The sequence below is a fragment of the Idiomarina sp. 29L genome, assembly GCF_004123135.1.
Taxonomy (GTDB): Bacteria; Pseudomonadota; Gammaproteobacteria; order Enterobacterales; family Alteromonadaceae; genus Idiomarina.
Genome location: NZ_SDJS01000004.1, coordinates 206,931 through 219,397 on the forward strand (window position 1 = coordinate 206,931; position 12,467 = coordinate 219,397).

12 protein-coding genes are annotated in these 12,467 nt (G+C 46.9%); 3 read left to right on the top strand and 9 right to left on the bottom strand.

Annotation, left to right across the window (positions count from 1 at the left end; genetic code table 11):
* Positions 1-74: 74 nt before the first annotated feature.
* Complete coding sequence (locus EST55_RS10005) at positions 75-545, bottom strand: regulatory protein RecX (protein WP_100691777.1); 471 nt, start codon at positions 543-545, stop codon at positions 75-77.
* Positions 546-598: 53 nt separating this feature from the next.
* Here EST55_RS10005 and EST55_RS10010 point away from each other — a divergent pair, with 53 nt between their 5' ends.
* Together EST55_RS10010 and EST55_RS10015 are read left to right on the top strand one after the other, a co-directional pair.
* Positions 599-1,318 carry an SIMPL domain-containing protein gene (locus EST55_RS10010; protein ID WP_129497348.1) on the top strand — a complete coding sequence of 240 codons (720 nt, stop codon included), beginning with the start codon at positions 599-601 and terminating at the stop codon, positions 1,316-1,318.
* 77 nt (positions 1,319-1,395) lie between these two features.
* Entirely contained in the window at positions 1,396-3,222 is a 1,827-nt protein-coding gene (locus EST55_RS10015; protein ID WP_100692323.1) for a GGDEF domain-containing protein, read from the top strand.
* Here EST55_RS10015 and EST55_RS10020 read toward each other — a convergent pair.
* The 8 genes from EST55_RS10020 to EST55_RS10055 form a co-directional block, all read right to left on the bottom strand.
* Positions 3,193-4,254 carry an agmatine deiminase family protein gene (locus EST55_RS10020; RefSeq protein ID WP_129497349.1) on the bottom strand — a complete coding sequence of 354 codons (1,062 nt, stop codon included), beginning with the start codon at positions 4,252-4,254 and terminating at the stop codon, positions 3,193-3,195. The genes EST55_RS10015 and EST55_RS10020 overlap by 30 nt on opposite strands.
* The gene (gene rluB, locus EST55_RS10025) at positions 4,254-5,111 is read right to left on the bottom strand and encodes a 23S rRNA pseudouridine(2605) synthase RluB (RefSeq protein ID WP_088767821.1); all 858 of its coding nucleotides are present in this window, start codon (positions 5,109-5,111) and stop codon (positions 4,254-4,256) included. Before rluB ends, EST55_RS10020 begins: the two co-directional genes overlap by 1 nt.
* Positions 5,112-5,116: 5 nt before the next feature.
* Positions 5,117-5,683: an SMC-Scp complex subunit ScpB gene (scpB, locus tag EST55_RS10030; protein ID WP_129497350.1), complete on the bottom strand. Its 567-nt coding sequence runs from the start codon at positions 5,681-5,683 to the stop codon at positions 5,117-5,119.
* Positions 5,664-6,479 carry a segregation/condensation protein A gene (locus tag EST55_RS10035; RefSeq protein ID WP_129497351.1) on the bottom strand — a complete coding sequence of 272 codons (816 nt, stop codon included), beginning with the start codon at positions 6,477-6,479 and terminating at the stop codon, positions 5,664-5,666. The genes scpB and EST55_RS10035 overlap by 20 nt, the downstream gene beginning before the upstream one ends.
* Positions 6,480-6,491: 12 nt before the next feature.
* Entirely contained in the window at positions 6,492-7,115 is a 624-nt protein-coding gene (locus tag EST55_RS10040; protein WP_058578797.1) for an L-threonylcarbamoyladenylate synthase, read from the bottom strand.
* An 18-nt stretch (positions 7,116-7,133) separates the two neighbouring features.
* Positions 7,134-7,961 carry a PHP domain-containing protein gene (locus EST55_RS10045; RefSeq protein ID WP_100691771.1) on the bottom strand — a complete coding sequence of 276 codons (828 nt, stop codon included), beginning with the start codon at positions 7,959-7,961 and terminating at the stop codon, positions 7,134-7,136.
* Positions 7,961-9,982 (bottom strand): NADPH-dependent 2,4-dienoyl-CoA reductase, encoded by a 2,022-nt coding sequence (locus EST55_RS10050; RefSeq protein WP_129497352.1) that lies wholly within the window; start codon positions 9,980-9,982, stop codon positions 7,961-7,963. Before EST55_RS10050 ends, EST55_RS10045 begins: the two co-directional genes overlap by 1 nt.
* Before the next feature lie 70 nt (positions 9,983-10,052).
* Positions 10,053-10,751, bottom strand: a complete 699-nt coding sequence (locus EST55_RS10055) for a hypothetical protein (RefSeq protein ID WP_240665295.1) — start codon at positions 10,749-10,751, stop codon at positions 10,053-10,055.
* A gap of 148 nt (positions 10,752-10,899) precedes the next feature.
* Between EST55_RS10055 and EST55_RS10060 the strand changes: the two genes are divergently transcribed.
* The gene (locus EST55_RS10060) at positions 10,900-12,435 is read left to right on the top strand and encodes a carboxypeptidase (protein ID WP_129497353.1); all 1,536 of its coding nucleotides are present in this window, start codon (positions 10,900-10,902) and stop codon (positions 12,433-12,435) included.
* Positions 12,436-12,467: the final 32 nt, after the last annotated feature.

A 12,467-nucleotide genomic window follows, 5' to 3' on the forward strand; every position in this document is an offset into this window, starting at 1 on the left:
CTACTCGCTTTTTCAAAAGACTGTGGGTTTAATTACTAATATACTGTTAGATTATCACGAAGTCATTGCTCAGCCTAGCTCTCTGGTCGATTGACACAAGCGAATATTTGCTCTGAGTTAAAGCCTCGTTGCTGCAAAAAGCGCACTTGTTTCATCCATTGTTTTTGATCTTTCGGTGGTTCATCGCCAAAACGACGCTCCTTCAATTCAGAGCACAAACTAAACCAGTCTATTTCCATTTCTTCCAATAGCCGCTCGACAAGCTCTATCGACAACCCTTTTTGCTGGGTAGCTTGCGCCAGAATTTTAAGCCGCCCTTGCTTTTGAGACACCTTTTCACGTATAAAGATTTCGGCAAACCGCTCGTCGCTTTGCCAGCCCTTTTCTTTAAAGTCCGCCAATATCTCGTCCACCATTTTAGTGGGCCAGCGCTTTTGAATTAGCTTTCGTTGTAGCTCCTGATAGCTATGTTCACGGCGACCTAACAGGCGAAACACCGAGTCTCGCAGTGCGTTTTCATCATATTCTTCTGAACTTTCACCCATGACCTATACTCCATAGCTAAGCGTTATGGGAATTCTAAACAGGGACACTAATCATGACCAAGAGTTACTTAAAATCAAGCGTTCTTTCGGTTTGTCTGTTAGTTCTTACAGCCGGATTCCACCAAGTCACTCAAGCAGCAGAGCAGCGTATCACGGCAACTGGCAATGGCAGCGTCAACGCGGTGCCAGATTTAATGCGAGTGACGTTTTGGGTTGAGGAGCGTGGCAATAAGCTCAGCTCACAAAAGACGGTGGTCGACAATACCACTGAACGCCTATTAAACGATTTATTAAAAAAAGACGTAGCCGAAAAAGACATCCAGTCTTATCAGCTGCAAATATACCCTCAGTACGAACAGGACTCTGACGGTAAAACCAAACAAAGTGGCTTTATCGTGCGACGAGAAATAAAGGTCACTCTCCGTAACCCTGAAAACTATGACAACGTGATTGATTTAGCATTGTCTCGGGGCGTCACCCGGGTTGGACAAATTCAGTTTGAAATTAGTAACCAACAGGCGCTTTATCAGCAAGCACTCATTCAGGCCTATAAACAGGCACAAATGAAATCGGAGCAGTTGGCTGAAACCGCTGGTCTTGCTCTCACCGGAACGTTAAGCATTACCGAGCGCTCAATTTCACGCCCTTTCATGATGCAAATGGCAGAAACTAGCGTTCGCTCGGACAAAGTGTCGCTGCCGGGTCAACAAACAATAGAGGCATCCGTTGAGGTCGTTTTTTCTGTCAAAAACGTACAAAATAAAAGCAACTAACCAATTGCGTCGATCACTCAGTCGGGTAGAATGCTTAAAACATTCTATTAACAGAAAAATATCTATTGGTTTCTAAGTTGCGGTTCACCTACGTCGTATTGTTGTTACTGTCGTTGCCACTCTTTGCACAAGAGTGGCAACAGCAGCGCATTGACGCAAGCAGTAATCCAAATGAGTGGATAACGAAAACAAGCCAGTGGATAAACCAATATGATCAGAATCGTCAATTTGACAAGCTTGCACTAGCCTATGCACTGCAATCAGAGGCTTATCGTTATTCAGGTAATGAAACCAAGCTCATTGAGACAGTAAAAGAAGGCTTGCGCTTCGCCAAACTGGCAGACTCCAACATTGCATCCGCTCTCCTTCGTATTAACCAAACTTGGTATCACCTCCAACGAGGTCAATTGCAGCAAGCTAACGCTAGCGTGATTTATGCCATTGAGCATGCAAAAGCGTCTGGGAATGAAGACTTATTCATTGAAGCAGAAATTCTCCACGCTCAGGTCATGCAAAATGCAGGGGACATTGCTCAGGCTCTAGAAATTCTCGAAGAGCTCAACCGAGACGCCAATAGCTCAATTCCCAAGCTACAAGTCGAGTTCCACTCGCTTATTGGTATTATTTACACCGATGTGGGCGCTTATGATATTGCTATCGAGCACACAAAAGATGCGCTTGAAATAAGCAAAAAACATTTAGGCCAATGGGATGTTTCTGTTCTTCAATACAATCTTGCCCGAATTTATCAGCAAGCAGGTATATTTCCAAAAGCAAAAGAGCACTTTGAGAAAGCACTCGCCATAAGTCATGAAATTAACGATGAGCTAGGGGTGGCTTACGCCATGTTCAGGCTCGGTACACTGGAATTAGAAGAGCAGCACTACGAACGTGCTATTGAAAACTTTGAACAAGCATTACCCCAATTCAAAGCAGCTGGTGCTCACCCGATGGAAGCAGAGACCCGTCTCAGTAAAATTTCAGTCTATTTAGCAACTAAGCAGTTGAAAAGCGCCAAACAAGAATTACAAGCAGCAACATCACTTATCAATACACTTGATAGCCAAGAACTCAGCCAACGTATTGAAAGTCAATGGTCTCTTTACTATGAGCAAACCGAGCAGTTTCAGCAAGCTCTCGAGCACTACAAGCGCTCCGTTGATGAAATGAAAGCGGTGCAAAAAAGTCGTCAGGACAAGCAAGTACAGGAGATTTTAGTTCGTCTCGAAATTAAAGAGCAGGAAACAACGAATCAACTACTCCAAAAAGAGAACCAATTGCAGCAACTCGCATTGCAGGAGCAAAAAACCTCTTATTATTTACTTGTTTGGATAATTATTTCCGCAATATTGTTAGTTGTTGTAATTTCAGCGTTCCTAATACAACAGTGGCGAGCGCATAAAAATTTCGCCGCACTTGCGCTCAAAGATGACTTAACCCAAGCCCCGAACCGAAGAGCCATTGTACAGCGCTGCAAAAATGAACTGGAGCAGTCTCATACTCAAAATCGCAGCCTTGCTCTAGCCGTTATTGATTTTGACTACTTTAAAAGTATCAACGATAAATTTGGCCACGATGCGGGGGACCATGTTCTTCAGCGCTTTGCTGAAGTTGCAGAAGACAGTCTTCGTGAACAAGATGGTTTTGGTCGCTTAGGCGGTGAGGAGTGGTTACTGCTCTTCCTTGATGCCTCCAAAGAAGACGCCGAACGAATCTTCAACCGGCTCCAGGATGGGCTGAATAGCGAGCCGATTGAAGGAATCCCAGAGGACTATCAAATCACCTTTAGCATGGGCTTTACTGAGGCTCAGCCCGGTGACTCCTTTGATGATCTATACAAACGTGCTGATGATGTGCTTTATGAGGCGAAAAAATCAGGGCGCCAACGTTTGGTCATTGCGTAAGCCCGCAAGATTGTGACTAATGCAGTGCAATCCACCACCGCCAAGCACCAATTCCCGAGCCGGTGCACTCAGTACCGTTTTATCACCAACCGCTTTTCGTATTACCGACAATGCTTCAGCGTCTGAAGGTAAGTCAAATTCGGGCACGATTACAACAGATTCTGTCTGAAGCACATTAATATAACTGCATAGTAAAGGAACCTCTTCGGTTCTATTTAAACTGGTTTGGAGCTGCTCCAGATCGCCGCGCTCGCCAGTAGTAGGTCGTTGTGGTTTAGGTAACGGAACCGGCACTTTCCGAATAGAATCCGGCAGCTGTTTGACAAACTCCGCTATTCGCATACAAGTCTTATAGTCAGGGTGCCTACTGTCGCTGGTTGCGGCATAGATAAGGGTGTTTTCATTAAGAAACAACGCCATATTATCCATATGGCCATGGGTTTCATCGGCTACCAGCGCTCCTTCAAAGAAATACAGGGATTCGCCCGAAAAGTAGTCCGTTAACTTACTCTTAATAGCTTCTTTCGAGAAGCTAGCATTACGCTGCATGATGCTGGACAAGCTAACCAACCAAGTACCCTCACCATTATGCGTAAAAGCCCCACCTTCGCTAATCAGCGCTTGTGTCGATAACGGACGCCTTAGTTTTGAGGAAACTTGCGACGCTAAGCTTTTATCAAACTGCACCGCTGACTGCACACCGCCCCAGCCATCAAATTGAAAGACACAACCAGACGTTTCTTCATTCTGATAAAGCCATAGCGGCAACGTATCACGTAGCCAAATATCATCGTATCGCTCGATGGTAATAGAACAATATTCATTCAGCCCGGTTGGTATAGAGTCCAGGTAGTCCGGGTGAACCAGCAATGTGACAGGGGTATAGTGACTGACCAGACGCACTAACTCAGCAATAACTTCGCGAGCAGGCACCGCATTACCTCGCCAAACGTCTTTACGATAAGGCCACGCTATGAGTAAACGTTGATTACCAGAGAAGTCTGCTAACCAACGCTTTGCAGAGCCCTTCATTATTTGCGACGCTTATCAGTCTTCTTATGTTGACGATGTTTTGCTGTTGCCCGGCGTATTTTGGCAAATTTTCGCTGTCTGGACTCCTGGTGCCGCGGATCGATAAATGAACGCTCTTCAGGCGGCAATTTCACTTGCTTCCTCAACACATTCACCTGCTCCAGCGGCATTTCCGACCAGCCACCTTGCGGTAATCCCTGCTCAAGCGGAATATCACCGTAGCGAACACGGATAAGGCGACTCACCTGCACTTCCTGTGATTCCCACAAACGGCGCACTTCACGGTTACGACCTTCGCTAATGGTTACGTGGAACCAACGGTTCATGCCATCACCACCGGCAGGCTTTATCGAATTAAAGTGCGCTGGGCCGTCTTCTAACTGCACGCCCTTTTTAAGACGGCTCATCATTTTATCGTCGACTTCACCGAAAATACGTACAGCGTATTCACGCTCAACCTGCTGGCTAGGATGCATTAACCGATTAGCTAATTCACCATCGGTAGTAAATAACAGTAAGCCCGAAGTATTAACATCCAACCTGCCAACGGCAACCCAACGTGCGCCGCTCATGCGCGGTAAACGATCATATACCGTAGGGCGCCCTTCTGGATCTTTGCGCGTACACAATTCGCCTTCGGGCTTGTGGTACATCAAAACCCGGCAGATAACCTCTTCTTCAGGCTTTATTTCAACTTCATGACCATCGATACGAACTTTTGCGTCTGCATCAACTCGCTCGCCCAGCTGTGCGACCATTCCGTTGACACGAATGCGTCCAGCCGCAATTTTGGCTTCAATTTCTCGTCTGGAACCATGTCCTGAGCGGGCTAATACCTTTTGTAACTTTTCGGTCATTCTTACTATTCTCTCTCGTTAATCGCTGTCTCAGCGGTACGTTCATCGTCTTCATCAAGCGTATCGATATCCGGTAATTCGGATAAATCGCTTAAATTAAAATCATCTAAAAACTCTTTTGTACTGGCATACAGTTGTGGACGTCCCGGCACTTCTTTGTGGCCCACCACTTTTATCCAGTTTCGTTCCTGTAGTGTCTTAATAATATTACTACTGACACTAACCCCACGAATTTGTTCGATTTCCCCACGCGTAATGGGCTGCCTGTAGACAATCAGTGCCAGCGTTTCCAACAAGGCCTGAGAATACTTTTGTGGTTTTTCCTGCCATAACGACGCTAAGCGTTGCCCCAATTCTGCACGCGTCTGAAATCGATAACCAGAGGCGACTTTGACTAACTCAATACCGCGCTCCTGATAATCCGCTTGCAAGTCTTTCAACAACGCTTTAACCGTAGCCAATGAGGCTTCACCTTCACTCAACAACAGTTGATAAAGCTGCTCCGCCGATAATGGCTGTGGATGGGCAAACAACGCCGCTTCTATTAGTTGCTTAAGCTGTAACTGATTCATCCTGCTGACGATTTCTCAAGCTGATACGAATATCACTCATGGGTTCAACTTGTGACAATTCTACCATTGATTCCTTCACAAGTTCTAAAATTGCTAAAAAACTGACCACTGCGCCCGCACGTCCCTCTGAACGTTTGAACAACTGACTGAAGGCAACGTACTTTTTTTCTGACAACAGCTCAATAACCTGACTCATTCGTTGACGGGTCGACAGCTGCTCACGTTGAATATGATGATGGGCATTGAGTTCAACCTGCTGCAACACCCGGCTAAACGCAAGCGTTAAGTCTTCGATGGTTACTTCGGGTGGTGGTGTTGTCACATGCTCGCGCGCATCAGTTGCCACTTCGCTTAATAAAATATCCCGACCAACCTGCGGTTGTCCGTCAATATACTCCGCCCCTTCGCGTATCGCCTCATACTCCTTTAAGCGCCGCACCAGCTCTGCTCGCGGGTCTTCCTCTTCATCATCTTCCTGCGGTGGCTTCGGCAACAGCAATCGGCTTTTAATTTCCGCCAATATCGCCGCCATCACCAAATAGTCCGCCGCCAACTCCAGCTTCAGCTCTTTCATCATTTCCACGTACTCAACGTACTGTCGGGTAATGGTCAAAATGGGCATATCGACAATATCGAGCTTTTGCTTTCGAATTAAGTACAACAGCAAGTCCATAGGGCCACTGAAAGAGTCCAAAATCACTTCCAGTGCGTCGGGAGGAATGTAGAGATCTTCCGGTTTTTCAATAACCGGCTCACCACGAACAAAACCTAAGGGAAGTGACTGCTGTTCAGCCATGGTTAGTTACCTTTAAAAGTCAAAAGGTTCCGTCTCACCAGAGCCCTCCCGGCGTATCACCGGCGCCCCCTCTGACAAATCAACCACAGTGGTTGGCTGCTCACCTAAATGACCACCATCGACAATCAAGTCAACTAGCTTTTCGAGCTTATCCCGAATCTCTTCAGGATCCGACTCGGCCAGTTCGCCATCTCCGAGAATAAGGCTGGTCGACATTAACGGCTCATTCAGCTCTTCTAAAAGCGCCATTGCAATACGGTTGGTTGGTACACGAATACCGATAGTTTTCCGTTTTGGGTTCAACAGACGTTTGGGCACCTCTTTCGTGCCTTTTAATATAAAAGTATAAGGTCCCGGCGTGTTGTTTTTCAGTAAGCGGAACGCATCGTTGTCAACGCGGGCATAAGTTGATAATTCCGAGAGATCACGGCACATCAACGTAAAATTGTGTTCTTTATCAATATCGCGAATTCGACAAATACGGTCGGCAGCGGCCTTATCACCAATTTGGCAACCAATGGCGTAGCCTGAGTCGGTTGGGTAAACCACGACCCCGCTCTGGCGAATAATTTGTACGGCTTGCTGAATTAGACGCGCCTGAGGATTTTCCGGATGAATTTCAAAAAATTGACTCATAACCTACCCCAACCTTTTCTAGTGTGACCAATGCTCCCATATTGGCACACAGTCGGCTGGCAGACAAAGGTTTTTACCGAGCTCACGCCAATTGCCCGGGTAATGAAAATCAGAGCCCTGAGACGCTTTTAAACCATATTCCTGACTCATTTTAGCAAGCGTATCACGGTGTCCGGGCGATTGCTGACTCAAGCTGACTTCCATGCCATCAAGCCCCCATTCTTTGCCTTCTATCAGCAAACGACGCAGCCATTTATTCGACATTTTGTACGCATGAGGATGCGCCAGCACTGCCTGACCACCCGCCTTATGAATGGCTTCAATAGCCTCCGGAATGTCGCACCACTGCGGGGTAACATAGGCGCTGTTGCCTTTGCCAATATAATGATCAAAGGCCTTTTGTGGATGGCTGACAATGCCTTTTGCAACCATTGTATCAGCGATATGTTTGCGAGTTGGCATACCATCGGCGTTGCATTCTTCGGCCGACAACATAACACCGCGTTTTTCCAATTTTTCTAAAATCGCAGTGAAGCGTTCCTGACGGCGTTGCTGTTGTTGCGCCAGCAAACCTTTTAAATGTTCGTCGTCAGGGTCAAAATTCAAACCAACAATATGAATTTCAAAACTTTCCCAGCGGCAGCTAATTTCCACGCCGTTAATAAACTGAAGCGGCAACTGTTCTTTTTCGATCAGTGCTTTCGCCTCAGCTATCCCTTCAATGCAGTCATGATCGGTTAACGCCAGTACATCAACGTTGTACTCACAGGCACGGTGCAGTAGCTCTTTGACCGATAAAGAGCCGTCTGAGTGAGTACTATGACAATGCAGGTCATATAAAGTCATTAAAGCCTTGCCGCTAGTTCTGTTCCCTGGCGAATGGCTCGCTTAGCATCAAGCTCAGCTGCAACATCAGCACCACCAATTAAATGTACTGACTGACCGGCCGCTTCCAGGGCGTCGTGAAGTTCACGCTGAGACACCTGACCGGCACAAATAACAATGTTATCGACTTCCAGTAACTGCTTCTCGCCATCGCGCTCTATTTCAATGCCTTCCGGCACAATGCGATGATAAGTGACGCCGTTCCACATATTCACGGACTTGCTCTTCAATTCGTTACGATGCACCCAACCAGAGGTTTTACCTAAGCCTTTACCAACTTTGCTTTCTTTACGTTGCAACAGCCAGACTTGGCGCGGACTTGGTTCAGGCTGCTGAGGCTTTAAGCCGCCCCGGTTACTGTAGTCTTTGTCTATACCCCAACGCTCGGACCATTCTTTTTCGTCCAGCGTCAGCGACTTGTCCGTCGTTAAATATTCGGACACATCAAAACCAATACCGCCGGCACCAATAACCGCTACTTTTTTACCGACGGTTTTGTGATCACGCAGCACATCTAAGTAACCCAGTACATGCGGCAAATCAACACCCGGAATATCAACCTGACGCGGGCTGACGCCGGTTGCCAGAACCACATCATCATATTTTTCTGCCAGCAGGCCTTCACAAGTCTGCTCTTTTCCAAGCTTCAAATTAACACCGGTATCTTCAATACGGTGTTTGAAGTAACGCAGCGTTTCATAAAACTCTTCTTTGCCCGGAATTTGTTTCGCGTAATTAAATTGACCGCCAATTTCCGCAGCTTTGTCATATAAGTCAACTTGGTGCCCCCGCTCTGCCGCATTGCAAGCAAAGGCTAAGCCTGCGGGTCCTGCGCCAATAACGGCAAGGCGCTTTTTCTTCTCTGCTGGCTTCATCACCAACTCCTGCTCATAGCAGGCCCTTGGATTTACCAGGCAGGACGCTCGTTTATTTTCAAACACATGATCCAGACACGCCTGATTACAGGCAATGCAGGTATTAATGCGCTCGGACTGGCCTTGCTCTGCTTTATTCACAAACTCCGGATCAGCCAGTAAAGGTCGTGCCATCGACACCATGTCGGCCTGATTGCTTTCCAGAATATGCTCAGCAATTTCTGGGGTATTAATACGGTTAACGGCAACAACAGGTACAGACAATTCTCGGCGCACGCGCTCGGTTATCCAGCTGAAAGCGCCCCGTGGCACTGAGGTGACAATGGTCGGGACACGAGCTTCGTGCCAGCCAATACCGGTATTAATAATGGTCACCCCCGCCTGTTCTAGCAGCTTACCCAGCTTTAATACTTCGTCCAGCTGATGCCCGTCTTCCACCAAGTCCAGCATCGACAAACGGAAAATAATAATCGACTTTTCGCCCACTGCCGCGCGCACGGCTTTAACAATTTCTAATGGGAAACGCATGCGGTTTTCAAAACTACCGCCCCAACCGTCCGTGCGTTTATTCGTTCTTGGACACAAAAACTGGTTAATCAGATAACCTTCTGACCCCATAATCTCAACACCATCATAACCGGCTTTCTGAGCTAACTTAGCACCACGGGCATAGTGTTTAATGGTTTTGAGAATTTGCCGTTCAGACATGGCTTTCGGTTTGAACGGATTGATAGGTGCTTTTATCGCGCTCGGCGCTAGCGAAAACGGATGGTAGCTGTAACGACCCGCGTGTAGAAGTTGCAGACAGATTTTACTGCCGTATTTATGCACCGCATCGGTCACCTGACGGTGTTTTCCCACGTGCCAGGGCTTGGACATTTCACTGCCAAAAGGCGCCAGCCGACCGCGGAAGTTTGGACTAATCCCGCCGGTGACAATCAGCCCGACACCACCTTTAGCGCGCTCTTCATAAAAGCTGGCTAATTTACTAAAGCCATTTTTTTCTTCTTCCAGGCCAGTATGCATTGACCCCATCAAGACTCGATTCTTTAACGTTGTAAAGCCAAGATCCAGGGGTTTTAGTAAATTTGGGTATGAATTTGCCACGCCAACCTCTTATTTTAAACGGGTGTTTAATTTTTCTTAACTGTACTTCGTAAACCCGTTTAACTCAAGTCTAGAACGCCATAGCTTCACGCAATAAAAACCTCGAAAGCGCCATACTGTCTACCTGCAAGCTTGAGTTGCCCCTACGCACTTGTTCAATCACTTGATCGAGAATTGGCCAGAGAAGCTCTTTCACCTGGGCATCAGGGTCTTGCATTGACTGTAAGTCGGTTAACGCCAATTCATCCACGTGAACACTGAGAATCGGCTCACCTTTATCAAACAAATTAATAGTGACATTGTCCATCATCCATTCATCGACTTGCCAGCGAAGCGGCACTGAGTTGATTTTTTGCACCTTCATACCACTCATTTGCTTTAAAAACTCATGCAAATTTGAGCGCCCGGTACCATAATAAGAAACCGTTAGCTGCGCGTCGGACACTGCGATTTTAGAAATATCGACACGACTACTGCCTAAAGCCTGCCAGTCTCCTGTTAAAACAAGCTGTTTTGCTAGTAATAGCTGATTCTCCGGCTCTGACAATTCGTCAACACGAGTCGCCAGGCGTACTTTGTTCGCCGTCAGACCATCCGTCAATGAATTGACCTGTAATTCACCGACGTCTAAATCAGCGTTTAACTGCTCTGACGCCATCGTTTGTAAGCCATCTTTCATTGCGTCGGACAGGCTTTGGGCAGACGCTGCTATACTGGTCATTGACAATAAAAGGCCAAAAGTCGCAGTCACTAACGTGTTGTTCATCATAGTTAACCTCTGAAATCCAATCTTTTAAAACCAGACTAAAAACGAGAGTCCAGTCGCAGGAATAAACCCAATAATCGCATAACCTTTGACTCTTTAAAGTAATTATTTGTTAATCTGAAGCGACATTATAAAAATGGAGAACAATCTCATGCGAAAGAGTCTTGCTCTTATTGCCACTTTGTCACTGATGGGCTGCTCAGTAATATCAGCACCTGTTGTTGCCGAAGAAAGCTCAACCAATCATAAACGCATGCTGCCGGTCGACACCGAGGTCGTTACCGAACATAGCGTTGAAATTAATGGCGAAACTGTTGACTACACTGCCACTGCAGGCACTCAGCCTGTATGGGACGAGGAAGGTAACCCAACGGCGTCATTATTCTATACCTATTATGAGCGCCAGGACGTCGACAACCGTGAATCACGCCCAATTGTTTACTCGTTCAATGGTGGCCCCGGATCTGCGTCAGTCTGGATGCACATCGCCTACACGGGACCCAAAGTCTTAAACCTAAGCGACGAAGGTTATCCAGTGCAGCCTTACGGCGTACAAGATAACCCCCACTCCATTCTCGACGTAGCTGACATTGTTTTCATTAACCCGGTCAATACCGGTTACTCGCGCGTTCTGCCCAATGAAAAAGGCGAAATGCCGTCACGCGAGAAGCAAAAGGACATGTTCTATGGCGTTAATGCCGACATTAAGTATTTAGCCGAATGGATGAACACTTTTACGTCTCGTATGGATCGCTGGCGCTCACCAAAGTATTTGATCGGTGAAAGTTACGGCACAACACGCGTTTCTGGTCTTGCACTGGAGCTGCAAAACAGCCAGTGGATGTACCTCAACGGCGTTATTCTTGTATCGCCAACCGATATCGGTATTGACCGCGATGGCCCGGTAAAACAAGCCAACCAACTGCCATACTTTGCAGCCGCAGCCTGGTATCACGATGCACTGCCAGATGCTTTACAAAATAAAGACCTGGAAGAAATGCTTCCGGAAGTGGAGCGCTTTGCACTTGAACAGTATCTGCCTGCACTAGCGAAAGGCGCTATGCTAACCGGTGAAGCCCGCGAGCAAATGGCTGAGCGTGTAGCCTATTACTCAGGTTTGTCGAAACAAGCGGTACTGGATAATAACCTAGCGCCAAGCACTTGGTACTTCTGGAAAGAGCTACTGCGTGACCGCGACCGCACTATTGGCCGCCTAGATTCGCGTTATTTGGGCTTAGATGAAAAACGTGCTGGCGACCGCCCTGACTACAATGCTGAACTCACGTCATGGTTGCACTCTTTCACCCCAGCCATTAATTACTATCTGAGTGAAGAGCTCAACTTTGAGACCGACATCAAATACAACATGTTTGGTCCGGTTCATCCGTGGGATCGCTCAAACAACAACACCGGTAAACAGTTACGTCAAGCCATGGCGCAAAACCCTTATCTGAATGTTTTAATTCAGTCAGGCTACTTTGATGGTGCGACTAACTACTTCGATGCGAAGTACAACATGTGGCATTTAGACCCAAGTGCGCAAATGAGTGACCGTATTGACTTTAAAGGCTACCGCAGCGGCCACATGATGTACTTGCGTCGTGCCGACTTAGAAAAAGCCAATAACGACTTGCGCGAATTTATTCGTCAGTCTGATTCTAATGGTCAGCCTGCTGAATATAAGTAATTATTTGCATACACAAGTCAAAACAACTGTTG

What these genes read in the sequence shown, in the direction of transcription:
- EST55_RS10005 (WP_100691777.1), bottom strand. Translation starts at nt 545, where the DNA reads ATGGGTGAAAGTTCAGAAGAATATGATGAAAACGCACTGCGAGACTCG.
- EST55_RS10010 (WP_129497348.1), top strand. Translation starts at nt 599, where the DNA reads ATGACCAAGAGTTACTTAAAATCAAGCGTTCTTTCGGTTTGTCTGTTA.
- EST55_RS10020 (WP_129497349.1), bottom strand. Translation starts at nt 4,254, where the DNA reads ATGAAGGGCTCTGCAAAGCGTTGGTTAGCAGACTTCTCTGGTAATCAA.
- rluB (WP_088767821.1), bottom strand. Translation starts at nt 5,111, where the DNA reads ATGACCGAAAAGTTACAAAAGGTATTAGCCCGCTCAGGACATGGTTCC.
- scpB (WP_129497350.1), bottom strand. Translation starts at nt 5,683, where the DNA reads ATGAATCAGTTACAGCTTAAGCAACTAATAGAAGCGGCGTTGTTTGCC.
- EST55_RS10035 (WP_129497351.1), bottom strand. Translation starts at nt 6,479, where the DNA reads ATGGCTGAACAGCAGTCACTTCCCTTAGGTTTTGTTCGTGGTGAGCCG.
- EST55_RS10040 (WP_058578797.1), bottom strand. Translation starts at nt 7,115, where the DNA reads ATGAGTCAATTTTTTGAAATTCATCCGGAAAATCCTCAGGCGCGTCTA.
- EST55_RS10045 (WP_100691771.1), bottom strand. Translation starts at nt 7,961, where the DNA reads ATGACTTTATATGACCTGCATTGTCATAGTACTCACTCAGACGGCTCT.
- EST55_RS10055 (WP_240665295.1), bottom strand. Translation starts at nt 10,751, where the DNA reads ATGATGAACAACACGTTAGTGACTGCGACTTTTGGCCTTTTATTGTCA.
- EST55_RS10060 (WP_129497353.1), top strand. Translation starts at nt 10,900, where the DNA reads ATGCGAAAGAGTCTTGCTCTTATTGCCACTTTGTCACTGATGGGCTGC.